Source organism: Hwangdonia sp. (assembly GCF_048381975.1).
GTDB lineage: Bacteria > Bacteroidota > Bacteroidia > Flavobacteriales > Flavobacteriaceae > Hwangdonia > Hwangdonia seohaensis.
Genome location: NZ_JBLWYT010000004.1, coordinates 217,263 through 243,123, shown reverse-complemented (window position 1 = coordinate 243,123; position 25,861 = coordinate 217,263). Strand labels below are relative to the sequence as shown.

The 25,861-nt window shown below is 38.8% G+C and carries 20 protein-coding genes; 17 read left to right on the top strand and 3 right to left on the bottom strand.

All coding sequences use genetic code 11. The annotated features are described in order from the left end of the window. The first annotated feature begins 113 nt into the window (after nt 1-113). The 10 genes from ACN5J7_RS09245 to ACN5J7_RS09200 all read left to right on the top strand — a co-directional run bounded on the left by ACN5J7_RS09245 (nt 114) and on the right by ACN5J7_RS09200 (nt 16,974). Complete coding sequence (locus ACN5J7_RS09245) at nt 114-3,131, top strand: SusC/RagA family TonB-linked outer membrane protein (RefSeq protein ID WP_418603691.1); 3,018 nt, start codon at nt 114-116, stop codon at nt 3,129-3,131. A 5-nt stretch (nt 3,132-3,136) separates the two neighbouring features. Further along, nucleotides 3,137-4,693, top strand: a complete 1,557-nt coding sequence (locus ACN5J7_RS09240) for a RagB/SusD family nutrient uptake outer membrane protein (protein WP_418603690.1) — start codon at nt 3,137-3,139, stop codon at nt 4,691-4,693. 23 nt (nt 4,694-4,716) lie between these two features. Beyond that, on the top strand, nt 4,717-6,501 hold the full coding sequence (locus ACN5J7_RS09235; protein WP_418603689.1) for a LamG domain-containing protein: 1,785 nt from the start codon (nt 4,717-4,719) through the stop codon (nt 6,499-6,501). A gap of 159 nt (nt 6,502-6,660) precedes the next feature. Further along, the gene (locus ACN5J7_RS09230) at nt 6,661-8,037 is read left to right on the top strand and encodes a glucoamylase family protein (RefSeq protein ID WP_418603688.1); all 1,377 of its coding nucleotides are present in this window, start codon (nt 6,661-6,663) and stop codon (nt 8,035-8,037) included. Further along, a complete protein-coding gene (locus ACN5J7_RS09225) occupies nt 8,034-9,401 on the top strand; it encodes a glucoamylase family protein (protein WP_418603687.1) in 1,368 nt (455 codons plus the stop codon). The genes ACN5J7_RS09230 and ACN5J7_RS09225 overlap by 4 nt, the downstream gene beginning before the upstream one ends. A gap of 54 nt (nt 9,402-9,455) precedes the next feature. After that, the gene (locus tag ACN5J7_RS09220; RefSeq protein WP_418603686.1) at nt 9,456-10,208 is read left to right on the top strand and encodes an alpha/beta hydrolase-fold protein; all 753 of its coding nucleotides are present in this window, start codon (nt 9,456-9,458) and stop codon (nt 10,206-10,208) included. Nucleotides 10,209-10,214: 6 nt separating this feature from the next. After that, nucleotides 10,215-12,473 (top strand): beta-glucosidase BglX, encoded by a 2,259-nt coding sequence (gene bglX / locus ACN5J7_RS09215; protein WP_418603685.1) that lies wholly within the window; start codon nt 10,215-10,217, stop codon nt 12,471-12,473. 79 nt (nt 12,474-12,552) lie between these two features. Continuing rightward, nucleotides 12,553-13,467 carry an alpha/beta hydrolase gene (locus tag ACN5J7_RS09210; RefSeq protein WP_418603684.1) on the top strand — a complete coding sequence of 305 codons (915 nt, stop codon included), beginning with the start codon at nt 12,553-12,555 and terminating at the stop codon, nt 13,465-13,467. After that, entirely contained in the window at nt 13,467-15,134 is a 1,668-nt protein-coding gene (locus ACN5J7_RS09205; RefSeq protein ID WP_418603683.1) for a sulfatase, read from the top strand. The genes ACN5J7_RS09210 and ACN5J7_RS09205 overlap by 1 nt, the downstream gene beginning before the upstream one ends. Next, entirely contained in the window at nt 15,124-16,974 is a 1,851-nt protein-coding gene (locus ACN5J7_RS09200; protein WP_418603682.1) for a family 43 glycosylhydrolase, read from the top strand. The genes ACN5J7_RS09205 and ACN5J7_RS09200 overlap by 11 nt, the downstream gene beginning before the upstream one ends. Before the next feature lie 7 nt (nt 16,975-16,981). Here the strand turns inward: ACN5J7_RS09200 and ACN5J7_RS09195 are convergent, their stop codons facing one another. After that, entirely contained in the window at nt 16,982-18,085 is a 1,104-nt protein-coding gene (locus tag ACN5J7_RS09195) for a formylglycine-generating enzyme family protein (protein ID WP_418603681.1), read from the bottom strand. 190 nt (nt 18,086-18,275) lie between these two features. On the opposite strand from ACN5J7_RS09195, the gene ACN5J7_RS09190 reads away from it, so the two are divergent. From ACN5J7_RS09190 to nadD, 3 genes are all read left to right on the top strand, one after another. Continuing rightward, nucleotides 18,276-19,133, top strand: a complete 858-nt coding sequence (locus ACN5J7_RS09190; protein WP_418603680.1) for a YicC/YloC family endoribonuclease — start codon at nt 18,276-18,278, stop codon at nt 19,131-19,133. A gap of 78 nt (nt 19,134-19,211) precedes the next feature. Next, the gene (gene gmk / locus ACN5J7_RS09185) at nt 19,212-19,799 is read left to right on the top strand and encodes a guanylate kinase (protein ID WP_418603679.1); all 588 of its coding nucleotides are present in this window, start codon (nt 19,212-19,214) and stop codon (nt 19,797-19,799) included. Between the two features lie 78 nt (nt 19,800-19,877). Next, nucleotides 19,878-20,456, top strand: a complete 579-nt coding sequence (nadD, locus tag ACN5J7_RS09180) for a nicotinate (nicotinamide) nucleotide adenylyltransferase (RefSeq protein WP_418603678.1) — start codon at nt 19,878-19,880, stop codon at nt 20,454-20,456. A gap of 1 nt (nt 20,457) precedes the next feature. On the opposite strand, the gene ACN5J7_RS09175 is transcribed toward nadD, so the two are convergent. Continuing rightward, the gene (locus ACN5J7_RS09175; protein ID WP_418603677.1) at nt 20,458-21,069 is read right to left on the bottom strand and encodes a hypothetical protein; all 612 of its coding nucleotides are present in this window, start codon (nt 21,067-21,069) and stop codon (nt 20,458-20,460) included. Between the two features lie 219 nt (nt 21,070-21,288). On the opposite strand from ACN5J7_RS09175, the gene ACN5J7_RS09170 reads away from it, so the two are divergent. The 4 genes from ACN5J7_RS09170 (at nt 21,289) to ACN5J7_RS09155 (ending at nt 24,574) form a co-directional block, all read left to right on the top strand. After that, entirely contained in the window at nt 21,289-22,026 is a 738-nt protein-coding gene (locus tag ACN5J7_RS09170) for a lysophospholipid acyltransferase family protein (protein ID WP_418603676.1), read from the top strand. 11 nt (nt 22,027-22,037) lie between these two features. Further along, complete coding sequence (locus ACN5J7_RS09165) at nt 22,038-23,030, top strand: acyl-ACP desaturase (protein ID WP_311935546.1); 993 nt, start codon at nt 22,038-22,040, stop codon at nt 23,028-23,030. A 67-nt stretch (nt 23,031-23,097) separates the two neighbouring features. Further along, on the top strand, nt 23,098-23,757 hold the full coding sequence (locus ACN5J7_RS09160) for an HD domain-containing protein (protein WP_311935544.1): 660 nt from the start codon (nt 23,098-23,100) through the stop codon (nt 23,755-23,757). A gap of 274 nt (nt 23,758-24,031) precedes the next feature. Further along, a complete protein-coding gene (locus tag ACN5J7_RS09155; protein WP_311935542.1) occupies nt 24,032-24,574 on the top strand; it encodes a CIA30 family protein in 543 nt (180 codons plus the stop codon). 22 nt (nt 24,575-24,596) lie between these two features. On the opposite strand, the gene ACN5J7_RS09150 is transcribed toward ACN5J7_RS09155, so the two are convergent. Next, complete coding sequence (locus ACN5J7_RS09150; RefSeq protein ID WP_418603675.1) at nt 24,597-25,670, bottom strand: PA0069 family radical SAM protein; 1,074 nt, start codon at nt 25,668-25,670, stop codon at nt 24,597-24,599. Nucleotides 25,671-25,861: the final 191 nt, after the last annotated feature.

The window sequence follows — 25,861 nt, the reverse complement described above, 5'->3', positions numbered from 1 at the left end:
AAGCGTTTTTTGTTATTTTGTGGATTTATGACGTATTTTTTGTGTAAGCCATTTTTTGACTTGCGCTCATATAGTTTATAATTTAGTAGAAACTAACATTCAAAACAAACTATATGAAAACAAGATTTACTTTATTACTAATTTTTCTATTTTCAGTTCATGCTTTTGCACAAGAAATATTAGTTAACGGTACCGTAGTAAGTGCCGAAGACAATATACCCGTGCCAGGTGTAAGCGTAATAGTAAAAGGTACAAGTAGAGGTGTAAGTACAGATTTTGATGGTAATTATTCTATTAAGGTACAAAGCGGCGAAGTTTTAGAGTTCAGCTTCCTTGGTTTTAAACCACAATCTGTAACTATCCTAACCCAAACAACGGTAAATATTTCGCTAGAACCAGATATTGCTTCGCTTGACGAAGTCGTTGTTATTGGTTACGGGCAGATGAAATCAAAAGATCTTACTTCTGCAATTACTACAATTAAAGCAGAAGAACTAGCAACAGTACCAACAGGATCTGCGATGCAGGCCATGCAAGGTAAGGTTCCTGGATTACAAATTGTAAGCAACGGTTCGCCCGGGCAAGGACCAACTATTAGGGTGCGCGGTATTGGCTCTTATTTAGGAGGTGCATCAAATCCTTTATTTGTGGTTGATGGTATGTTTTTTAATAACATCGATTTTTTAAACACTTCGGATATTGCATCCATTTCGGTTTTAAAAGATGCATCGGCTTCAGCAATTTACGGTGTTCGTGCCGCTAATGGTGTGGTTTTAATTGAAACTAAATCCGGAGGATTTAATAAAAAGGCTGAAATCACTTACGATGGGTATTCGGGTTATCAAGTGGCCCAAAACGTCCTAAAGGTTGCCAATGCAGAACAGTTTACAACTTTGGCTTTAGAGTCCGGTTCTGCTCCCGATGCGCAATTCATTTTAAATGCCATGCAACGCTATGGGCGTAGTAGAGTCAACCCAAATATTCCCGATGTAAATACCGATTGGTATGATAAAATAATCAGATTAGGCCTTATTCAAAGCCATAGCATTGGTGTTACCGGTGGTGCTGATAATGTAAAATATTCTGTTGGAGCAAATTATTTCGGACAGGAAGGTATTCTAAAAATGAAAAACGAATACGACCGTTTTAATTTAAGAAGCAAAATTGAGTTTAAAGCTAACGATTGGCTAAAAATTGGAGCCAATACCGTATTGAGTAATGCCACTCGATACGATGGCGAAAATTCGGCGTGGAGAACCGCTTATTTTGCCGTTCCCATAATGCCCGTTCTCGATCCTAATTTACTTAACGATCCTAATGTGTTTCCAAAGAATTATGCAAATGCACAAGATTTAGGTTACCGAGGTGGTCAAAACCCATTCCCATTGATGGATCTTAGCGAAAACAGAACTAAAATTAGAAACGTACTCGCTAATTTTTATGCTGAAATTAGTTTAATTCCAGAAAAATTAACGTTTAAAACAGCATACAATCATAATTTCGAATCCTTAGAATCCAGGAATGTTGATTTACCATATTTTATTGGTAATAATTTTAAAAGAGACGATGCCACTTTAAGGAAATCAAATACTACCATCTCAAATCAAATATGGGATAATACTTTAACTTACAATCAAATTTTTGATAAACATGATGTAACTGTTTTAGCCGGTGCTTCATTTAGAGACGAATCTTTTCAATCTATAGGCGCTACAGGGCTTAATTTCCCTTTAACCGGTGATGAAGCGTATTACTTGGATCAGGCACAAACCATAGTAGAATCAAGTGTTGGTGATGGTGGTTCGAGAGAATATGGGCTGTCTTACTTCGGAAGAGTGTCTTATAGTTATGACGATAAATATATACTTTACGGTACTTTTAGAGCGGATGGTGTTAGAAAATACATCGAAAAATGGGGCTACTTTCCAACTGTAGGATTAGGTTGGGTAGTTTCCCAAGAAGGTTTCATGAAAGAGAATGGCGTACTGAGTTTCTTAAAACTACGTGGTAGCTGGGGGAAATTGGGTAACGACAAAGTACCTTCTCAATCTGGGGCTATTACCAGTTCTGTGGTGACCACCGCTCTTGGCGATACCTTGTTTAGCGGACTATTAACGAGCAGTGATTTTTCCGCATTAAAATGGGAAGTTACCGAAGAAATCAATGTGGGCATAACAGCGCGTTTATTGGATGATAACCTTTCCATTGAAGCCGATTATTATATCAGGGATACCGAAGATGCTGTGATACCCGTTGAACGGCCTTTAGTACCCGGAGTAACTTTGCAAAACGTAGGTGAGATAAGAAACTCAGGATTAGAGGTTTCACTCAATTGGAGCAAACGTGTTTCTGACGATTTTAGCTATAATATTGGCGGGAATTTTTCAACCTTAAAAAATGAAGTTTTAAACTTAAGCGGACAACCACATTTAGATGCTGGTTCTGCGGAATTTAGACAACGCTCTATTGTGGGCGAACCCATATTTGCATTCTTTGGTCGCGAAGTTGATGGCATTTATCAAAACAATGCCGAAATTCAAGCCGACCCTGTTGCAGTAGCTAATGGGCTCGTTCCTGGAGATTTTAGGTATAAAGAAAACGGCGGTGATCCAGACACTATAGATGACGATGATAGAGTCGTGTTGGGGTCTTATTTGCCAACATACTCGTATGGGTTTAGCTTAGGCTTTAATTACAAAAATTTCGATTTCACCTTATCAGGAACAGGTCAGGGCGGAAACAAAATTTTAAACCGCAAACGATTAGAAGTCATTTTTACAAGTGATACCAACTGGGACCGCGATTTTGCAATAAATCGTTGGCATGGTGAGGGCACTACAAACTCTTATCCATCATCGGCAGCGGTTAGAAAAGGATGGAACCAGCGCTTAAACGATTACTATGTTGAAGATGGTGATTATTTCAGATTGCAAAACATTACCTTAGGCTATACCATAAACAAAAACAGGAATAATGAAAGTATGCCTCAAGTCAGAATTTTTTTAACGGCAGAAAAACCGTTAACCATTTTCAATTACAACGGATTTAATCCGGAAGTGTCAAACGGTGTAGATAATCAAACATACCCAGTTCCTGCTATCTACACAATGGGAGTTAACATTAAAATTTAAAAGCTATGAAAAAACTATTTATAATAAAAACGACCAAGTTTGCTATAACAATGACTTTATTGGTATTGGCTACGCTTGGGTGTTCGGAAAAGTTAGATTTACCACAAGAAAACAACAATTTTGCAGGCGCAACAGATTTTACAAAAACCGAAGACATGCAACTATCTCTTGTTGGTGTCTATGCAGCATTTCAATCCCGAGGATGGGAACAACCTTTGTTAATTTCGGTAAGGGGAGACGATGTTAATGCAGGCGGTTTGGGCGATCAACAAGATTTTGCAGAAACCGATCTTTTTAATTACAACAAAGATTACTGGATGTATAACTCCTTATGGGAAAATGTTTATGTCGATGTTATTTCGGCACACACCGGTATGGAGCAAATAGCAAGATACCAAGAGTTTGCTGATGACGCAGGAATTGCTTTAGGGAACCAATACATTGCCGAAGCCAAAGTGCTTAGGGCTATTATGCTTTTCGATATTTCGCGGGTTTGGGGCGATGTGTTTATTCCGCAATCTTCTGATACGGGCGAACTTTTAGATGTTACCGAAGTGCCAACCAAGGCCCAGGTTATGCAGCATATCTCTGACCAAATGGACGAGGCGATTCCGCTTTTACCGGATATGCGTCCAAACGAGCGCACCGATTTACCCGGAGGCGTTACCAAGTACACTGCTTTGGCAATAAAAGCTTTAGCAAATCAGGAGTTAAAGAACTATCAAGCTGTGGCCGATGCTACGAGCCAAATAATAAATTCCGGCAAGTTTAGTCTGTTTTCCGATTTTTACGAACTATTTAAAACCCCGGGAAAACTAAGCAACGAAAGCATTTTGGATTTACAATATTCCGATTTCAATCAAGGTGAAGGCGACAGAGAAGGTCATTTATATGCGCCTTATGGCCCTCAAGGATGGACGCCCGCAGTGGTTGGTGCCAGCAGCGGTTGGGGTTTTTACGAACCAAGCATGAAATTTATTAAGTTTATGTTAGATCGTGGCGAAACGGTTCGTTTGGAAACCAGTGTACTGTTTACCGATAGAGGTATAGCTGAAATTCAAACCGATCCTACCTACGCCGTATTACCAGCTTGGATTTCAAACACGACAAGAGACGGCGATGTAATTAACGATTATGCCCGTGCATTATTTGCTAGCGGAAAACATTATTTACCATCAAATCAATTAATTCCTGGCAGAACGGCTTACGGTAGTAATAAAAACTACAACATTATTCGCTATGCCGAAATATTGTTAATGCACGCCGAGGCCATTGCCCAAGGTGCCAGCGGAACAGGTTTAACGGCCACTCAAGCGGTTAATCTAGTTAGGGATAGAGCTGGTTTAACAGCGTTACCAAACGTTACTTTAAATGATATTTTAGATGAAAAGTTTGCCGAACTAGGTATGGAATGGGGCAAGCGTTATTTCGATATGATTCGATTGGAAAGATATAACGAATTGAGTTACGATGGCAGAACATTTTCAGTAGATAAAGCGTATTTACCTTATCCGCAAGGACAAGTAGATCAGTTTCCAATCTTAGCGAAGGAATCTATTTAACACTAAATTAAAAGCTTAAAAAAATGAAAACATTTAAAAATAAATTTATTGTATTGTTGTCCTTACTGCTGGTTTATTCTTGTGATAATGGTATCGATCCAATAACCGAAGTAGATCCCGGTGCGGATGCCAGTGCACCACAAATTAACCTTAAATACCCAACTGACGGTACAAAAATTAAGGTAAACGAACCCATTGCGTCTATAAATATCGAATTCGAGGTAACTGATGATATTGAAGTCGCTAATATTGATGTCCTTATTGATAACAATCAAGTGGCTACGATGAACGATTTTAAGGATTACAGACGTGTTTTGGCCGATGTACCTTTTAACAATGTAACCACAGGCGTTCATGAACTTAAAATTGTAGCAACCGACCTTGGTGGGCAAACTACTACCGTAACAGCAAACTTCGAAAAAGAGCCGCCTTATGTACCCATTTTTGCAAATGAGGTACTATACATGGATTTTGAAAGCGATTATACCGAGTTTATTAGTGTAACCAAAGCTACCGCAGTTGGCAATCCAGGTTTCGCAGGAGAAGGTTTGGCAAGTAATAATGCTTATGCAGGTGCCGAAGATTCGTATTTAACATTACCTACAAGTACTTTACAATTGGGTACGGAATTGTCAGCTGTTTTTTGGCATAAAGTAAATGCCTCACCGGATAGAGCCGGAGTATTGGTAATTGGCCCACCAGATGTGGATAATGCTAATTATCCAGACGTACAGAATAACAGAAAAAACGGCTTTAGGTTTTTCAGGGAAAATGCTGGAGGTAACCAACGCTTTAAACTTAATGTTGGTCGTGGTGATGGAGATACTTGGGTAGATGGCGGTGCTGCGGCCGATGTCGATCCCGCCAAAGGTGAATGGGTTAATATGGCATTTACAATATCTGCCACCGAAGCACGTGTATACATAAACGGAGTTCTGGTTAGAGAAAGTGCTTTATCAAGTCCGGTTGATTGGACAGGCTGTGATGTTTTATCCATCATGTCTGGAGCACCACGCTTTACAGGTTGGAATCATAAATCCGATCAAAGTTTTATGGATGAACTGCGTTTGTTCAATGTTGCTTTATCGCAAAGCGAAATTCAAAACATTATTGGCGTTACCAACCCATATACTCCAGCCGATGGCGAAACCGTTTATATGCCATTTGATGGCGATAATAAAAACTGGGTAACTGGTGCAGCGGCAACAATAGTTGGCACACCCGGTTTTGCTGGTGAATCAAGAAAAGGTGCCGATGCTTACGCTGGTGCCACAGATTCTTATTTATCAGTTCCAACCACAGGCTTGTTGGGCGAAAGCTTTAGTGCAACCATGTGGTATAAAGTCAATGCAACACCAGACCGTGCAGGAGTTTTGGTTATTGGACCGGAAGACACAGAAAACGCAGATTACCCAGATACTCAAAATAACAGAAAAAGCGGATTTAGATTTTTTAGGGAAAATGCTAGTGGTATGCAACGTTTTAAATTGAATGTAGGTAATGGAACTGCTGATACATGGGTAGATGGTGGTACTGCCGCAGATGTCGATCCCGCGACTGGAGAATGGGTGCATTTGGCATTTACCATTTCACCAACCAAAGCCATCGTTTATATAAATGGCGAAGTAGCAAAAGAAAGCGATATAACGGGTGTAGATTGGACAGGTTGCGATGTTATGTCTATTATGTCCGGAGCACCTCGTTTTACAGGATGGAATCACAAGTCCGATTTAAGCTTTTTAGACGAACTGCATACTTACAATAAGGCCCTTACTCAATCAGAAATTCAAGCCATAATGGCTGATTAATAGCAATTTTTTGAGTTAGTTTTTTTTTAATTTAGTTGAATTTTTAGCTGCATTTATCAAAAGAACTTTTCTTAGCATCAACCAAGAGATTTCCGCTGAAATTGTCATTCCCGTGAAAACGGGAATCTAAATGCAGCTAAAATTAATGAGCATATTCCTATGAGATTTTTTCAGAATAAGAGTTCTTTTCCATTATTTTTATTGATTATATTTTTCGTCTTTAGTTGTAAAAACAATAACAAAAACGCTGAAATTAAGCAGGTATCTTCAAACAACAATGTTTGGTTGAATGATGACGCCTTATTGGATTCCATTCAAAAGCAAACCTTCAACTATTTTTGGGAAGGCGCAGAACCCACTTCAGGTTTGGCCCGCGAGCGTTTACATATGGACGATATTTACCCAACATCACCCAAGCACACCGTTACAACCGGAGGGAGTGGCTTTGGACTAATGGCGATATTGGTTGGCGTAAAACGAGGCTTTATCACCAAAGAAGAAGCGTTTTTAAGATTTGAAAAAATAGTGGATTTTCTAGATAAAGCAGACCGTTTCCATGGTGCGTGGTCACATTGGTTGGATGGACAGACCGGTAAAGCAATGGCATTTAGTAAAAAAGACAATGGCGGCGATTTGGTTGAAACCGCATTTTTAGTACAAGGCTTGTTAACGGTAGCCGAATATTTTAAAGATGGCAGCGAAAGAGAACAGACCCTTGTTGCCAAAATAGACAAACTTTGGCGCGAAGTAGAATGGGATTGGTACACCAAAAATGGTGAAGATGTACTGTATTGGCATTGGTCTCCAGAATTTGGTTGGGACATGAATTTCCCTGTTGGGGGCTATAACGAATGTTTAATCATGTATGTTTTGGCAGCATCGTCGCCAACACATCCTATAAAACCTTCGGTCTATCATAAAGGATGGGCACGACATGGCGATATTGTTTCAAACGAAAAATTTTACGGCGAAGATTTGGTTTTAGACTATTACGAACACGACAAATCTCCTGTTGGCCCTATGTTTTGGGCACATTATTCGTATGTGGGGTTAAACCCAAAAGGGCTTTCAGATAAATACGCCGATTATTGGAAACTGGTCCAGAACCAAGCCAAAATCCATTATAAATATGCCATCGATAATCCTAATAACTATAAAGGTTATAGCGATAGCCTTTGGGGTCTTACCTCAAGCTATTCGGTAAAAGGCTACAAAGGACACAGACCCGATAAAGACTTTGGGGTTATTGCGCCCACAGCTGCTTTGTCGTCGTTCCCCTATACCCCTAAAGAAAGTATGCAAATGCTAAAAAAAATGTATAAAGACCACGATTCCTTAATAGGAAAATATGGTCCGTACGATGCGTTTAGCTTAGAGCATAATTGGTATTTGCCGCGTTATCTGGCAATCGACCAAGGACCAATTCCTGTGATGATAGAGAATCACCGTTCGGGTATGTTATGGGATTTATTTATGAAAAACACCGATGTTCAATCAGGGCTTGATAAACTAGGATTCAAATACAATATACCATGAAGATGAGGTTTTGTTACGTAGTATTTTTTATTTTGATACTATCCTGTGGCGGGAATGACGGCCCGGGATATCAAGAACCTTATATTCCTAATGACGACGACCCTGTAGTTGAAAAACTAACAGATACCGAAATGATGGATTTAACCCAAAAAGAAACCTTTAAATATTTTTGGGATTTTGCCGAAACAAACTCTGGTGCGGCTAAAGAACGTTACCATCCAAAAGAACCCACTTTAAATCAGAATGTTGTAACCACCGGTGGTTCGGGTTTTGGTTTGATGAGCATTTTAGTGGGTATTGAAAGGGCTTATATTACCAAAGCAGAAGGCGTTGCAAGATTGAATAAAATATTGGGCTTTTTTGAAACTGCCGACCGTTTTCACGGCGCGTGGCCACACTGGATTAATGGAAGCAACGGTAGCGTTATACCTTTTAGCACCAAAGATAATGGTGGCGATTTGGTAGAAACCGCTTTTTTTGCACAAGGCTTAGTATGCGTAAAAGAGTATTTTAAAAACGGTACAACCGAAGAAAAAGCACTGGCCGATAAAGCAAATGCGCTATGGAAAGGCATCGAGTGGGATTGGTACACACAAAACCAAAACGCTTTGTTTTGGCATTGGAGCCCCAATTACGGGTTCGATATTAATTTAAAACTTCGAGGCTATAACGAGGTGCTGATTACGTATATATTGGCGGCAGCATCACCAGATTATAGTATCACCAAAACCGTGTATGAAGACGGGTGGGCAAACAACGGTAACATTGTCTCTTCGGCTTCGCAATACGGTTTTCCTTTGGTTTTAAATCACGCCGGTGGTTCCAGTTTTGGCGGCCCCTTGTTTTTTAGCCATTATTCATTTTTGGGTTTAAATCCTAAAAACTTAACCGATCAATACGCTAACTATTGGAACCTTGCCGTAAATCACACTAAAATCAACCGTCAATATTGCATCACCAATCCTAAAAACTATGTCGATTACGGTGCAGACTGTTGGGGATTAACTGCAAGTTACTCCAGAAATGCGGATGGCTCAAGAGGATATTCGGCGCACAGTCCATCAAACGATAAAGGTGTTATATCACCAACGGCAGCCATAAGTTCGATACCTTATACCCCAGCAGAATCTTTAAAAGTTATGCATTATCTTTATCAGAACAAAGATAAATTATTGGGGCCGGCAGGATTTTACGATGCCTTTAGTCCGCATTATAATTTTTGGGTAACCGATACCTATTTAGCCATAGATCAAGGGCCTCAAATTATTATGATTGAAAACCACAGAACAGGTTTGCTGTGGAATTTATTTATGCAAAACACCGATGTAAAAAACGGACTGGATAAACTAGGATTTAATTATTAAAGCACAATAGGCATTATGGGTAAATATTCAAAATACATTTTAATATTGGTTTTTATGGGTACAGCAAATTTGCTTTCTGCTCAACACGAAGCTTTGTATTCAAAAGAACTCTATATCAATCAATCCGATACGTTGCAATATCGCCTTATGATGCCTAAGGATTTTGATGATTCCAAGCAATATCCCGTAATATTATTTCTTCATGGTGCCGGTGAGCGCGGAAGCGATAATAAAGCGCAATTGGTACATGGCAGTAAATTGTTTGCTTCTGAAGAAAACAGAACACATTTTCCGGCCATTGTTATTTTTCCGCAATGTCCAAAAAACAGTTATTGGGCAAACGCCCAAATCGATAGATCCTCAAATCCATTAAAAATCGAATTTCCGCTAGATATCGAGCCGACAAAACCGCTAAACTTGGTGATGCAATTAATGGACGAGATAAGCACCAAACCCTATGTAAATAAAAATAAAATATACGTTGGAGGTTTATCCATGGGCGGTATGGGCACTTTCGAAATGGTTTACCGAAAACCACAGTTTTTCGCTGCGGCCATTAGCATTTGTGGTGCAGGAAATCCAGAAGCTACAAAAGTGTATGCTAAAACAACGCCTTTTTGGGTGTTTCATGGCGCAAACGACAATGTTGTAAACCCAATATCATCAGTTAATATGGTTGAGGGTATTCTAAAAAATGGCGGTAAGCCAAGTTTTACTTTATACGCTAATGATAATCATAATAGTTGGGATTCTGCCTTTGCTGAACCTCAATTTTTGCCCTGGCTATTTTCAAATATAAAACAGTAACTAATAATGAAAACACTAACCAAAACAACGCTTTTTATAGGAACTATTTTTTTATTCCTTTTAGGATGCAATACTTCAGAAAACAAAAAAAACAATGCAACTACAGATACGGCGTTTCACGCTAAGGTCGATTCTTTAATGGGCTTAATGACCTTGCAGGAAAAAGTCGGTCAAATGGTTATGTACAGTGGCAGTGGCGCAATTACAGGGCCAACTGTAAATACAAATTTTAGAACCTATATAAAAGAAGCCAATGTGGGTGCGATGCTTAATGTGTATTCGGCAAAAGCCACGAGGGATTTGCAAAAATTGGCAGTAGAGGAAACCCGTTTGGGCATTCCGTTGTTGTTTGGTTACGATGTTATCCACGGATTTAAAACCATATTCCCCATCAATTTAGGGTTGGCTGCCAGTTGGGATTTAGACGATATTGAAAAAGGCTCGCGCATTGCTGCCGAAGAAGCCTCGGCCGTTGGTATCCATTGGACCTTTGCGCCCATGGTAGATATAGCCAGAGACCCACGTTGGGGGCGTATCTCAGAAGGTATGGGAGAAGATGTGTACTTAGCAAGCAAGATAACCAAGGCTTACGTTAGGGGGTTTCAGGGCGACGACCTGTCCAAAACCAACACTATTTTGGCTTGTGCGAAACACTTTGTGGGCTATGGGGCTGCCCAAGCCGGAAGGGATTACCACACGGTAAATATGGGTGAGGAAGAACTTAGAAATGTTTATCTCCCGCCTTTTAAAGCTGCTGTTGACGAAGGTGTAGAAACCTTTATGACGGCTTTTAACGAAATTAACGGCGTGCCTGCCACGGCGAATACATATATTTTTAAGGACATTTTAAGAGATGAATGGGGTTTTAACGGATTTGTGGTGACCGATTATACCGCCATTAACGAATTGGTAGACCACGGTTTTGCCAAAGATGAAAAACATGCCACAAAGTTGGCCATTGAAGCGGGTATAGACCAAGATATGATGAGTAGCGCCAACAGACTTTATTTAGAGGAATTGGTTAATGAAGGCGAAGTGGATGTGGAATTGGTAAACGAGGCTTGCCGAAGAATCCTTTTGGCAAAATTCAAATTGGGCTTGTTTGACGACCCTTATAAATATTGCGATGAGCAACGCGAAAAAGAAACCATTTACAAACCAGAATTTTTGGAAGCGGCAAGACATTCCGCAGCCATTTCATCGGTGTTGCTTAAAAATGATGATAAAGCGTTACCGCTGACTTCAGAAAAAACTATAGCCTTAATCGGGCCATTGGCAAAAGACAAAGAAAATATTTTAGGAAATTGGGGAGCAGCGGGTGACCGCAGAGGAAAAGCCATTAGCGTACACCAAGGCATTCAAGAATATGTTAACGATGCTAAAATAAATTATGCGAAAGGATGCGAGATTGAAGGGGATGATGAAAGCGGATTTAACGAGGCTATCAATGTTGCCAAAAAATCAGATATTGTCGTTATGGTTATGGGTGAAGATTACGATATGAGTGGTGAAGCTGCCAGCAGAACCAATATAAAAATACCGGGCAGCCAAACCAAATTGATAAAGCGTATCCGCGAAGCCGTACCAAACAAAAAAATCGTGTTGGTTTTAATGAATGGGCGTCCACTCGATTTATCAGAGGAAGATACTTTAGCCGATGCCATTTTAGAAACTTGGTTTCCAGGCACTATGGGCGGGAACGGTGTTGCCGATGTGTTATTTGGCAAACACAATCCATCGGGAAAATTAACCGTAACCTTTCCTAGAAATCTTGGACAAGTACCCATTTATTACAACATGAAAAATACAGGCAGACCCATTCCCGCCAACAACCCAAAAGAGGATTACAAATCCAATTATTTGGATGTACCAAATACACCACTTTATCCTTTTGGACACGGATTGAGTTACACCACTTTTGAGTATTCTAATTTTAAGTTATCGGCAGAAACCACTGGCTTTTCAGACACCCTTACAGCAATGGCAACCATTACTAATACAGGTGATTACGATGGGCATGAAGTGGTACAGCTTTACGTTCACGATAAAGTAGGAAGCATCACCAGACCGGTAAAAGAGCTTAAAGGTTTCGAAAAGATATTCCTTAAAAAAGGAGAAAGCAAAACGGTAAGTTTCGATTTGTCTGTTGAAGATTTAAAATTTTACAACAGCGAAATGAAATTTACGGTTGAACCCGGTGAATTTGAAATAGCCATTAAGGGTACTTCAGATTTCGATTTTGAACACGCATTCACTTTAGAATGATTAATAGCAACTAAACCCACAAGATTTCTTATGAAACCTTGTGGGTTTTAAATTGAGTTTTATGTTAAATGAAACACAGATGAGACAACCAAACATAAAATACAAACTTTTCATACTAATATTTGGCATAACCAGTTTTGTTTGGTCTCAAAATAAAGCCACGTACACCTATGCTATTAAAGGCTCGGATACTTTAAAATTGGATGTTCACAGCCCCGAAAATATGAAACCAAATGATAGTTTACCCGTGTTGCTTTGGATGCACGGTGGCGGTTTCTCAGGAGGAACAAGAGATAACACACACCACGAGCAAAAGCTGGCAGAATATGTTACCACAAAGGGTTATATAGGCATTTCAATATCGTATAGGTTGCTGCGAAAAGGCACCGAAACCGGTTTTGGTTGCGATTGCCCAAAAGCCGATAAGCTGGAAACCTTTAAGCAAGCGGGCTTAGATTATTTGGATGCGGCTAAGTTTGTTTTTGATAATAAAACGGAATTGCAAATCGATCCCACAAAAATAATAGCAGGTGGCAGTAGCGCTGGTGCCGAAGGTGTTTTGAACGCGGTGTATATGAAATCGTTTTTTATTGATGATTTAGAGCATTACAAAGACGTTAGTTTTGCCGGAGTGTTTTCGTTAGCCGGCGCCTTGGTTAATGCGGAATATATTACCAAGCACAATGCATTGCCAACGGTTCTGTTCCACGGGACGGATGATAATTTAGTCCCTTTTGCAAGCGCACCGCATCATTATTGCAGTCCGGAAAAACCAGGGTATTTACTTTTAGATGGTTCAGAAACCATTGCTGTAAAGTTGGATGAGTTGGAGACGGCGTATTATTTACATAAAGTTATTGGTGGCAGGCACGAATTATCTTCCATTCCGTTTGATGGACTGGATGCGGTTTTTGAATTTTTTGATAAAACCGTATTACACGATGAAGTCATTCAAACCAAAAAAATCATTACTAAAAAATCAAACCAAAACTAATGCCGAGAATTCTAATATTTGTGCTTATTGCTGTTGCTTTTCAATCCTGTAAAAATGAAAAAAAAGACGAACTTGCTGAATCCACAAAGCAACGTCCTAATATTATTTTCATCATGGCAGACGACCACGCAACGCAAGCCATTAGTGCTTATGGACATCCCATCAGCCAATTGGCACCAACACCAAATATTGATAGGATTGCCAACGAAGGCGCTATTTTTAAAAATAATTTCTGTACCAATTCCATTTGTGGACCAAGTCGTGCGGTAATTCTAACGGGAAAACACAGTCATGTTAACGGCTTTAGAATGAACGGAAACCGTTTTGATGGCAGCCAGCAAACCTATCCAAAACTGCTGCAAAAAGCGGGTTATAAAACCGCCATGTTTGGCAAATGGCATTTACACGGCGAGCCGGAAGGCTTCGATTATTGGAACATATTGCAGGACCAAGGCAATTATTACAACCCTAATTTTATTTCTGTAAACCCCGAAACCAAAACAGTGGATACCACGATGGTTGAAGGTTACGCCACCGATATTGTTACCGAAGATGCCCTGCGTTATTTAGATAAAATTAAAAAAGACAAACAACCTTTTATGCTCATGGTACAGCACAAGGCACCGCACAGAAACTGGATGCCTGCGCTGCGCCACCTAAATAAATATGATGAGGTTGCCTTCCCTGTACCCGATACTTATTTTACAACCCACGACGGTTCAACGGCTTCAAAGGAGCAGTATCAAACCATTTACAGGGATATGTACGAAGGTCATGATTTAAAAATGACCAAAAAAAAGGGTAGCCCGGAATTGGCACACAATCCGTGGAAAACAGATTTTGAGCGTATGACACCTGAACAACGTACGGCATGGGACAAAGCCTATCAACCAAAAAACGATGCGTTTCACGATGCGCATTTAAAAGGCAAAGATTTGGATTTATGGAAATTACAACGCTATCTGCAAGATTATTTGGCTACCATTGCCGCGGTTGATGAAGGTGTTGGAAGAATTTTGGATTACTTAAAAGCAAATAATTTAGAAGATAATACCATAGTGGTTTACACCACCGACCAAGGGTTTTATTTAGGCGAAAAAGGCTGGTTCGATAAGCGTTTTATGTACGAAGAATCATTGGCAATGCCCATGTTAATGAAATACCCTAAGGTTATAAAACCTGGAACGGAAATTACGGCATTAACACAAAACCTCGATTTTGCTGAAACATTTTTAGACTTTGCGCAAGTGGAAATACCTGTAGATATGCAAGGAAAATCATTAAAACCACTGTTAATAAATACTGTTGAAGATGCCGATTTTAGAGATGCCGTCTATTACCATTATTACGATTTTCCTGCCTTTCACATGGTTAAAAAAATGTACGGTATAAGAACCGATCGTTTTAAATTGATTCATGTTTACGATGATATTGACGAATGGGAATTGTACGATTTAAGAGAAGACCCATCAGAAACGAACAATGTGATTGATGAGGATATTTATAATGAAATTAAACATATTCTGCGACTGCGATTAGTTGAATTGCAAGAGCAGTATCAAGTCACCGAAAAAGAATTTGAACGCGCTAGTCCGGAATCCATTAAACGCGCCTATAAAGGTTTTGAACGATTAAGGGGCCAGCCCATGAAAGCTTATGAACACTAAAAACTTTAAAATACTAGTAGCCTTATTGTCTTTAATGGCCATGTCATCTTGTAAAAACAATAAGAGCGACAAGCCTGTTTTAGAAACAGAAGCAACCGAAAAGAAGAACCTTAAAACCTATTGTAATCCTTTGGATATAGATTACACCTATATGGTTTACAATTCTAGCAAAAATAAATCGTACCGTTCCGGAGCCGATCCTGCCGTTATTGAATTTCGGGGTGAATACTACATGTTCGTAACACGTTCATTTGGCTATTGGCATTCCAAGGATCTCGTAGACTGGAAGTTTATCAAGCCAAAGCAATGGTTTTTTGAAGGAAGCAATGCCCCTACGGCTTTCAATTATAAAGATTCGTTGGTGTACTTTGCGGGCAATCCTGCTGGTTACGGGAGTATTCTGTACACAGACGATCCGAAAAAGGGAACTTGGACTCCAACGGCATCCATTTCCCATAATATTCAGGATTCGGAATTATTCATTGATGATGATGGCAAAACGTATCTTTATTGGGGCTCTTCCAATGTACATCCAATCCGTGTAAAAATGCTGAATAAAGACGACCGTTTTCTGGAAACCGGTGTTAGAAAAGAATTGATTAACCTTAATGAAGAAGAACACGGATGGGAACGTTTTGGCGAAAACAACTACCACCCAACTTTAAAGGAAGGTTATATGGAAGGGGCATCCATGACAAAACACAACGGAAAATACTACCTACAATATGCCGCTCCGGGAACTCAGTTTAATGTATATGCAGATGGTGCTTATATTGGAGAAACTCCACTTGGACCTTTTACTTATATGAAAAATAACCCTATGAGCTTTAAACCTGGAGGATTTACCAATGGTGCGGGACATGGAATTACCGTAAAACAAACCAACGGACAGTATTGGCATTTTGCCACTATGGCGCTAGCCTCAAACGCACAATGGGAGCGTCGCTTATGTATGTTTCCTACGTTTTTTGATGATGAAGGTTTAATGTACAGCACTACCGATTATGGAGATTACCCCAGGTTTGCGCCCAATCATCCCACAAAAGCAGGTCAGCATAATGGTTGGATGTTGCTTTCATATAAAGGTAATGTTACCGTGTCATCGGCATTAACCCAAGTCATGAAATTTACCTCAAATGATGATGATGTAAAAATCACGGAACTACCAACTGAAAAAGATGCAGAGGGGCATATTATATCCAAGGTTTTAACCGATGAAAACCCGAAAACCTTTTGGGTTGCTGAAAAAAATAACGACAACCAATGGATTACCATTGAATTGAAAAATGCTGGAAACATATACGCACTTCAGTTAAACTTCCACGACCACGAATCGGGAATTTACACACGTGTAGACGGATTGAGACATCGTTTTACTATTGAAACTTCCGAGGATGGTAAAAACTGGCAAATGGCAGTAGATAGGAGTAAAAGCAACTTGGATGCACCTAATGCGTATATCGCTTTAGATAAACCTGTTAATGCGAAGTATGTACGCTACAACAATGTGGAAGTACCAGGTAACAACTTTGCCATGTCAGAGATTAGAGTATTCGGATTGGGGTTAGGCGAAAAACCAGATGCCGTTACGGGATTTGAAATTAAAAGAGAAGAAGACCGAAGAGATATCTCATTTTCTTGGAATCCCGTAGAAGGCGCACAAGGTTATAATATCCGTTGGGGCATTGCTCCAAACAAACTTTACCAATCGTGGCAGGTTTACGATACCAATGCGCATTTTATGCGCTGCCTCGATAGAGATACGCCCTATTATTTCACTATTGAAGCCTTTAGCGAAAATGGTATTTCTGAAAAAAGCGATGTGTTGTTTATAGAATAACAGTGTATTAATTATTCATCAACATTTCAGGGGTTACAACCGTTCTAAACCCAATATGTTCTGATGAGGAATCAGTACTCGATCCCATTTTAGATGAAATTCTGTAACTGGCGCAATAGGTGTAACTACATAAAAAAGAACCGCCTTTTATAATTTTTTCCTGCACATACGGGTTGTTGGGATTGTAAGCTTCAGTTGCACCTTTAGGATTGATTGCCGGGGTATTTTTCGAAGCTAATTCTTTATAATAATTTACGTTGTACCAATCGCTGGTCCATTCCCATACATTACCCGCCATATCGTACAATCCAAAGTCGTTTCCTGGATACGATTTAACGGGCGCCGTTCTTTCAAAACCATCTTCCAAAGTGTTAAACACCGGGAATTCACCTTCCCAAGTATTGGCTTTTTTAGACAATAAGCTTACATCGTTGCCCCAAAAATAAGTGGTGTTTTCGTTTTGTGCTCTGGCAGCATATTCCCATTCTGCTTCGGTTGGCAAGCGTTTTCCTGCCCATTTGCAATAGGCTTGCGCATCTTCAAAAGAAATATGGGTTACGGGATAATCTTCTTTTCCTTCTAAAGTCGAGTTTATTCCGCTTGGTTTTTTCCAATTCACACCAATCACCCAGCGCCACCATTGTGAAAAGTCGTATAAATTAGGAACCGATGTTTTTGTTTTTTTAAACATTAAAGACCCCGGTTGCAAAATGGTATCATGTGGTTTTGGCGTACCTTCGGGCAGTTGCTTTTTCATCTCTTCCCAATCAATTTCACGTTCGGCCGTAGTAATATAACCGGTTTCATCTACAAATTTTGAAAACTGAGCGTTTGTAACTTCGGTTATATCCATAAAAAAACCATCAACGGTTACAGCATGTTGTGGCTTTTCGTGCGCCATGGCAATTTCGTCTTGCGGTACAGCACCTTGTAAAAAAGATCCTTTAGGAATCCAAACCATGCCTGTTGGCGGGTGTTTAATTAAGCTGTCTAATGTGGTTGTATTTAGGCTATTGTTATTTTCTTCAATGGTTTCCGTTTTTTGTTTTTTACAGCTAAAAACGGCTAAAAAACAAAAACAAAAAATAAAGCAATATAAAGGGGTTTTCATTGAAATTCGGTATCAAATTAATCGTAAAAATATTAATTTACTTTTACTAAATCTGTATGATTATGCTAAAAGTCTTCACTTTACAAATCAGTGAAAAAATGAAGTTTTATAAAACCTAACTAATTGTAAACAATACATTTTCTAAACCTTAGCTTTTACTTACCTTTGCACAACTTAATATATTTTGAATATGATACATTCAATGACAGGTTACGGAAAATCTGTTTTACAATTACCAACCAAAAAAATTACGATAGAGCTTAAATCTTTAAACAGCAAAAATTTAGATTTAAATGCCAGAATGCCCTCCATTTACAGGGAAAAGGAACTGGCCATAAGAAAGCTTCTCGCCAAAAAATTAGAACGCGGTAAAATAGATTTTTCAATTTATGTTGAAACCACTGCAGAAGATACGTCAACACAAATTAACGTGCCTGTTGTAAAACAGTACATCAATCAATTAAAAAAAGTGGTTGATGGCGACGACATGGATTTGCTTAAAATGGCAGTTCGTTTTCCGGATGCTTTAAACACTATTCGCGAGGAAATTGATGAAAACGAATGGCAATCCATTTTAAATGAAATCCACACTGCGATAGAAAATTTAACAAGTTACCGTTTATCCGAAGGCAAGGTTTTAGAGCAAGATTTTAATAATCGTCTCGTTAGTATTGCCGATTTATTGGAGCAGGTTATAGCCATGGATCCCGATAGAATCGACGGGGTTCGCGAGCGTTTATCAAAGGGTATTGAGGAGTTAAAAGAGAAATACGACGAAAACCGTTTTGAGCAAGAGCTGGTTTATTACATTGAAAAATTTGATATCACCGAAGAAAAAGTACGCTTGAAAAATCATTTGGATTATTTTGCTGAAAGTTTAAACTCTAAAGATTCAAACGGTAAAAAATTAGGTTTTATAAGTCAGGAAATGGGCAGGGAAATAAACACCATTGGCTCAAAAAGTAATTATGCGCCCATGCAACAATTGGTGGTGCAAATGAAAGATGAATTGGAAAAAATTAAAGAACAATTACTGAATGTGCTTTAAAAGAAAGCCAATTAAGAAAACAAATGTCACACTAAGCGCCGTCGAAGTGCTTTCGAAGCGTTTTTAAAAAGTATAAACTTGGTTCAAAACAAAAAAAACAAAGGTAAATTAATAGTGTTTTCGGCACCATCGGGTTCTGGTAAAACAACCATAGTAAGGCACTTATTGGGGATTGATAATTTAAATTTGGAGTTCTCGGTATCGGCAACATCACGGGCAAAACGCGGCGCGGAAATCGATGCCAAAGATTATTATTTTTTATCGGCAAAAGAGTTTAAAAACAAAATTAAAAACGACGAATTTTTAGAGTGGGAAGAGGTGTATCGCGATAATTTTTACGGCACTTTAAAAACCGAAGTCGAACGCATTTGGGCTAAAGGAAAGCATGTTATTTTCGATATTGATGTGTCGGGAGGATTACGTATAAAACGCAAGTTTCCAGAAGAGACTTTAGCTGTTTTTGTGAAGCCACCAAGCATTGATGAGCTTAAAATCAGATTAAAAAAGCGCAAAACCGAAAGCGACGATAAAATAAATATGCGCATTGCAAAAGCCTCGGCAGAATTGGCAACCGCACCTTTATTTGATGTGATTATTGAAAACGATAATTTGGAAAAAGCACTTAACGAAGCCGAAAACCTAATTAGTGATTTTGTGTCCCGATAATTTTCGGGACTTAAAATATAAATATAAAATCCTGCAAGTTTTTAAAACCTTGTAGGTATTAAAATTAATTTCTTTCAGGTGAAAATTGGTTTATACTTTGGTTCTTTTAACCCCATACACATTGGGCATTTGGTGATTGCAAATCACATGGTAGAGCATAGCGATTTGGATCAAATATGGTTTGTCGTAACGCCGCACAATCCGTTTAAAAAAAAGAGCAGTTTATTGGATAATTACCAACGGTTGGAAATGGTTTATCGCGCCACAAAAGACTATGCCAAACTGCAACCCAGCGATATAGAATTTAATTTGCCCCAACCCAATTACACTATAAATACGCTGGTTTATTTACAGGAAAAACATCCAGATTATGAATTTTCGTTGATTATGGGCGAAGACAATTTAAAGAGTTTCCACAAGTGGAAAAACTACGAATTGATACTGGAAAATCATCATATTTACGTGTACCCAAGGCTTTCAAATGGTACCATGGAAACGCAGTTCGATAATCATAAAAAAATCCATCATATCGATGCGCCCATAATGGAATTATCTTCAACCTTTATTAGAAACGCCATTAAAGCAGGCAAAAACATTCAACCTATGTTACCACAACATGTTTGGCAATATTTGGATGAAATGAATTTTTATAAATAAATTAATAAGCACCTCCACCATCTTCATCACCATCTGTTTCGCAATCTTCTAGATTAGCTTCTACAAACATTGCCCAACTGTTTCCAGTAAAACTTTCACCTTCTGCCCAAGCTGTTTCTTCTGAAGAACCGCTAACCTCTGCATGTGCTGCAAAACAAAACTGTTCTGTAACATCGCTTAAATTTATTAGATAAATAACTTCCGTTATATTATCGGCATGCGTACTAGCATATTCAAAATTTCCAATTTTGGGATTGTTACTTTTTGTGGTTGGAAACCCATCTACTTCACAGTTTGTAATATGTAAATGAGTAGCATTAATAGTCCAATCAGAGTTGCTCGTGTATGTAACAACCAAGTTATCTCCTTCAACATCTATACTTACGGTTCCGGCAATATGATTTTGACCAGCAACAAGATTAATTGTTTTACAGTGTTCTACTGTACCATTAGATGTTGGGTTAGTACTTTCTGAAATTACTACATTAATGTTTTTTACGTTGCTCTTTTTTTCTTGAAGGGTTAATTGCTCGCTTTGAGCCTCTTTAATGCTTTCAACATTACAACTTAAAAATATAGAAACTAGGCATAGGGATAATAATAAATTTTTCATAACTTCATTATAAATAGGTTAAGAAGGTGAATTTAGACATTTAAAGGATTATTTCCGTAATTTTTCGACGAAATACGAAATAAAATTATATTTGAAAGAAAAAGAATATGTTTTTATTTTGTGTATAGCATGTTGATTAGTAGTAAATCCACTAATAAAATCAATAAAATAATGTAAACTTACTAACCACCAAAACTAAGTTTTTATGTATTTTTGGGCATGCTAAAACTATTATCATACCCTTTAACGGCTATCTACTTGGTCTTTTTTTTGATCACATTATTGGTGTTCCATCCCATACAATGGTTTTGTTTTAATGTTTTTGGATACCAAGCGCATAAAAAAAGTGTCGATTGTTTACAGTTTTGCTTAATGCGGTGCATGAATATTTTGGGCACGCGATTTACCTTTAACAACCTACATCAAATTGATACCAATCAGCCTTTAATTATTGTAGCAAACCATCAGAGTATGTACGATATATCGCCCATAATGTGGTACATGCGAAAACACCATCCTAAATTTATAAGCAAAATAGAATTGGGCAAAGACATACCAAGCGTGTCGTATAATTTACGGCATGGCGGTTCGGCATTAATCGACAGAAAAAATCCGCGTCAATCCTTGCCCGCCATCATGAAATTTGGTGAGTATATTGAAGAAAACAAACGGGCAGCCGTTATTTTTCCCGAAGGCACACGCAGTAAAAACGGCGAACCAAAACCATTTCAAACCAAAGGATTGGAAATTCTATTTAAAAAAATACCGTCGGCTTTGGTGGTTCCTATTTCCATAAATAACTCTTGGAAAACCTTGCGCTATGGTAAATTCCCCATGGGATTGGGCACTCATATCACTTTTACCGTGCATAAGCCTATAAAAGTTAGTACCTTTACAGATAAGCAAGCGCTTATAAATAGTGTTGAAACCACTATAAAAGAACATATTCACCCTTAAAAATAAAAATGATGTCTGCGAAAAATGTGAGATTAGAGGTAATGCAGTTTTTAGAAAAAGACGTAGAATCTTTAATAGAAAAATACCTGATTCCGATAGATAAGATATGGCAACCCACCGATTTTTTGCCGAATTCTGAAGGGAATCATTTTTTTGAAGAAGTTAGAGAAATAAGAGAATTATCAAAAGAATTGCCCTATGATTTTTGGGTGGTTTTGGTGGGCGATATGATTACCGAAGAGGCTTTGCCAACCTACGAATCGTGGTTAATGGATGTTGAAGGCGTTAACCAAGTGGACCGAGAAAACGCTTGGGCAAAATGGGTACGCCATTGGACCGGTGAAGAAAACCGCCATGGCGATGTGCTGAACAAATACCTATACCTTTCCGGTCGTGTTAACATGCGCGAAATTGAAAAAACCACGCAACACTTAATTGCCGATGGTTTTGATATTGGCACCGATAGAGACCCGTACAAAAACTTTGTTTACACCAGTTTTCAGGAGTTGGCAACCTATGTGTCGCACAATCGGGTGGCAAAACTGGCTAAAGATAAAGGCAACAAGCAATTGGCTAAAATGTGCAAGATTATTTCGGGCGACGAGATGCGACACCATCACGCGTATTCTGAGTTTGTGGAGCGTATTTTTAAAGTCGATCCCAGCCAAATGATGATGGCGTTTCATTATATGATGAAACAAAAAATAACCATGCCAGCGCATTTTTTAAGAGAATCCGGAGATAAAATAGGTACTGCTTTCGAGGAGTTTTCAAATACCGCGCAACGTATTGGGGTGTATACCTCAAGGGATTATGTTGATATTTTGCAAAAGCTAATCGATCGTTGGGAAATTGATAAAATTACCAACCTTACCGATGAGGCCGAAAAAGCCCGGGATTATCTAATGAAACTTCCAAGTAGAATGTTGCGATTGGCAGACCGTATTAAAATCCCGGAAAACTCATTTGAATTTAAATGGGTGGAGCCTGCGGTTATTAGATAACGCATTATCTTTATTCAATTTATAATCAATTCCTTTCTTAGTTGAAAGGAATTTTTATTTTTACACCATGCATGCTTCCGAAGAACTCATAAACAAAACCAAAACCTTTGTAAAAGACACACTTGCCGATGCCGAGGGCGGACACGATTGGTTCCACACCCTAAGGGTGTACCATAATGCTTTGCTCATTTCAAAAAACGAAAATGTAAACACTTTGGTCGTGCAATTGGGCGCGTTGCTTCACGATATTGCCGATAGTAAATTTAATAATGGCGACGACACCATTGGCCCCAAAATAGCGCGGGAGTTTTTGTTTAAATTGAATATAGACTCTGCGATTATCGAGCATGTTGTAAAAATTATTGAAAACGTTTCTTTTAACAAATCACTTGAAAAAGGGCAAAAATTCAATTCATTGGAATTGGAAGTCGTGCAAGATGCCGATAGGCTCGATGCCATTGGCGCCATTGGCATTTCCCGTTGCTTTAACTACGGTGGCTTTAAAAACAGGGCGCTTTACAACCCGGAAATTAAGCCAAATCTGAACATGAGCAAAACGGAATATAAAACCTCAAATGCGCCAACCATCAATCATTTTTACGAAAAACTATTGCTGTTAAAAGATAAAATGAACACCCAAACCGGGAGACGAATAGCACAAAAACGACACGATTATATGCTCGGTTTTCTCAATCAGTTTTATGACGAATGGAACGGTAAAATCTAAACGGTTAAGTTTCTTTTAAGGTTCAGGTGGTTTAATGTTGGTTCGATATAAATGCTCATCATTTTTGCACGAATAAGCAATAAAATAGTGTGTTGTCACCTTGAGCGCAGTCGAAAGGTCTTTAAAAGTCTAACACCTTAAAAGGTTTCGACAGAGCCTGTTCTGAGCGCAGTCGTAGTACATAACCTGACAAAAAAATTTAAATAATCAACATATTATATGATTGTTAGGTCGAATTTACCATATCTAATTATTTTACATTAGCTTTAAGCTTATGAAAACAGCATTTATACTTATGGCACTTCTTTCCTCTGCTTCGGGCATCGTTTTTAATTTTGGGACTCAACATAATACTGAGAATTGGCGCATTGTTAACGATGGGGTTATGGGTGGCGTATCAACATCAAGTTTAATCGAGAATGATAACGCGATACTTTTTAAGGGAGAAACATCATTGGATAATAATGGTGGTTTTGCTAGTATCCGTACACTTATTGATAAAGGTCGTTTAAAAGACTGCAAAACCATGACGATACGCTTTAAAAGCTCGAGCACTCACAGAACGTTTGGATTGTCGCTTAAAACATCGCAACGTTACTACATACCTTATCATAAATTTACGTTTACCCCAAAATCAACCGATTGGGAAGAATTAAAAATTAATATTACGGAATTTAAACATTACCGAATTTCAGAAATAATAGGCGAAAACATGCCGTTAGAAGTATTAAAGGAAGTCTTTAATATTGCATTGATTGTTAGCGACGGTAAAGCTGGAGATTTTAATATTGAAATTGATTATATAAAGTTTGAGTAGCGTATTTAAAACCGAACCCATTTTAAAACAACTTCAACTGCCCATCTTTAAATGATTCGTGCAAATCGCAGTTTAATTTGGGCATCGTCTTGTTTTTAAAATACTTTTTTCTGGCCAAATCCACCAACATATTTATCTGTTCGGCAATTTTACCTTCACCGTGCATCCGTGTGCCGTAACGGCTATCGTTCAAAGTTCCCCCGTGGCAACTGGCTATTTGATGCAGTACTTTATCGGCACGATCGGGCATGGTTTTTTTAATCCAATCGGTAAAAATTTCGCCAATGGCACCATTAAGCCTTACAATGGTATGTGCAATGCCCAAAGCGCCATAGTCCGATGCGGCCTTTGCCAAGGGTAAAATTTCATGGCTGTTTATTGATGGAATAATGGGCGCCAACATCACGTTAACGGGAATCCCGTGTTCGCTTAGGGTTTTAACGGTTTCCAAACGTTTTTTAATGGTGGCGGTTCGGGGTTCTAAAATGCGTCGCGTATCTTCATTTAGCGATGTAATCGATAGGTTTACGCCAATTAAATGATCTGCGGCCAGTTGTTTTAAAATATCCAAATCCCTTAAAATCAAAGCGTTTTTTGTAATTATGGCCACCGGGTGCTTGTATTTTAAAAACACCTCCAAGCACTGTCGGGTTATTTCAAATTGCTTTTCGGCAGGTTGGTAACAATCGGTATTTCCGGACATCACGATGGGGTGCGCTTTCCAACTTTTTTTAGTAATTAAAGCTTCCAATAATTTTGGCGCGTCCTTTTTTACCATAATGCGGCGCTCAAAATCCAAACCCGCGCTATAGCCCCAAAACTCGTGCGAATTTCGGGCGTAACAGTAAATACAACCGTGTTCGCAACCTTGGTAGGCATTCATGGAGTAGGCCATCCCAATATCGGGGCTCTCTACTTTATTGACTATGGTTTTAGGGAACACCTCTAAATACAGCGTTTTGTTTTTATCGCTGGCTTCGCCTTCCTTTTGGCAGAACTCCAGAAAGTCGTCACGTATGTCGTGGCGCAATTCGAAAAACCGATTGGGTACATTTTGCTGCGCACCACGCCCTTTTATGGTAGATTTTGGATTCATTACGGACAAATAAAGCAGCTTAAAATTAGGTATTATTTGTTTTGGAAACTGTTAAAGGTGGGATGTGTTATTAACAAACTTGATAAATCGAGGTTTAAGTATTAAAAAATACAGAGATAAATATCTGCCTGATTTTGTCTTGATTTTGCAGAAAATTTCAGCTAGATTTGTTAGACAACTGTTAGGGAATA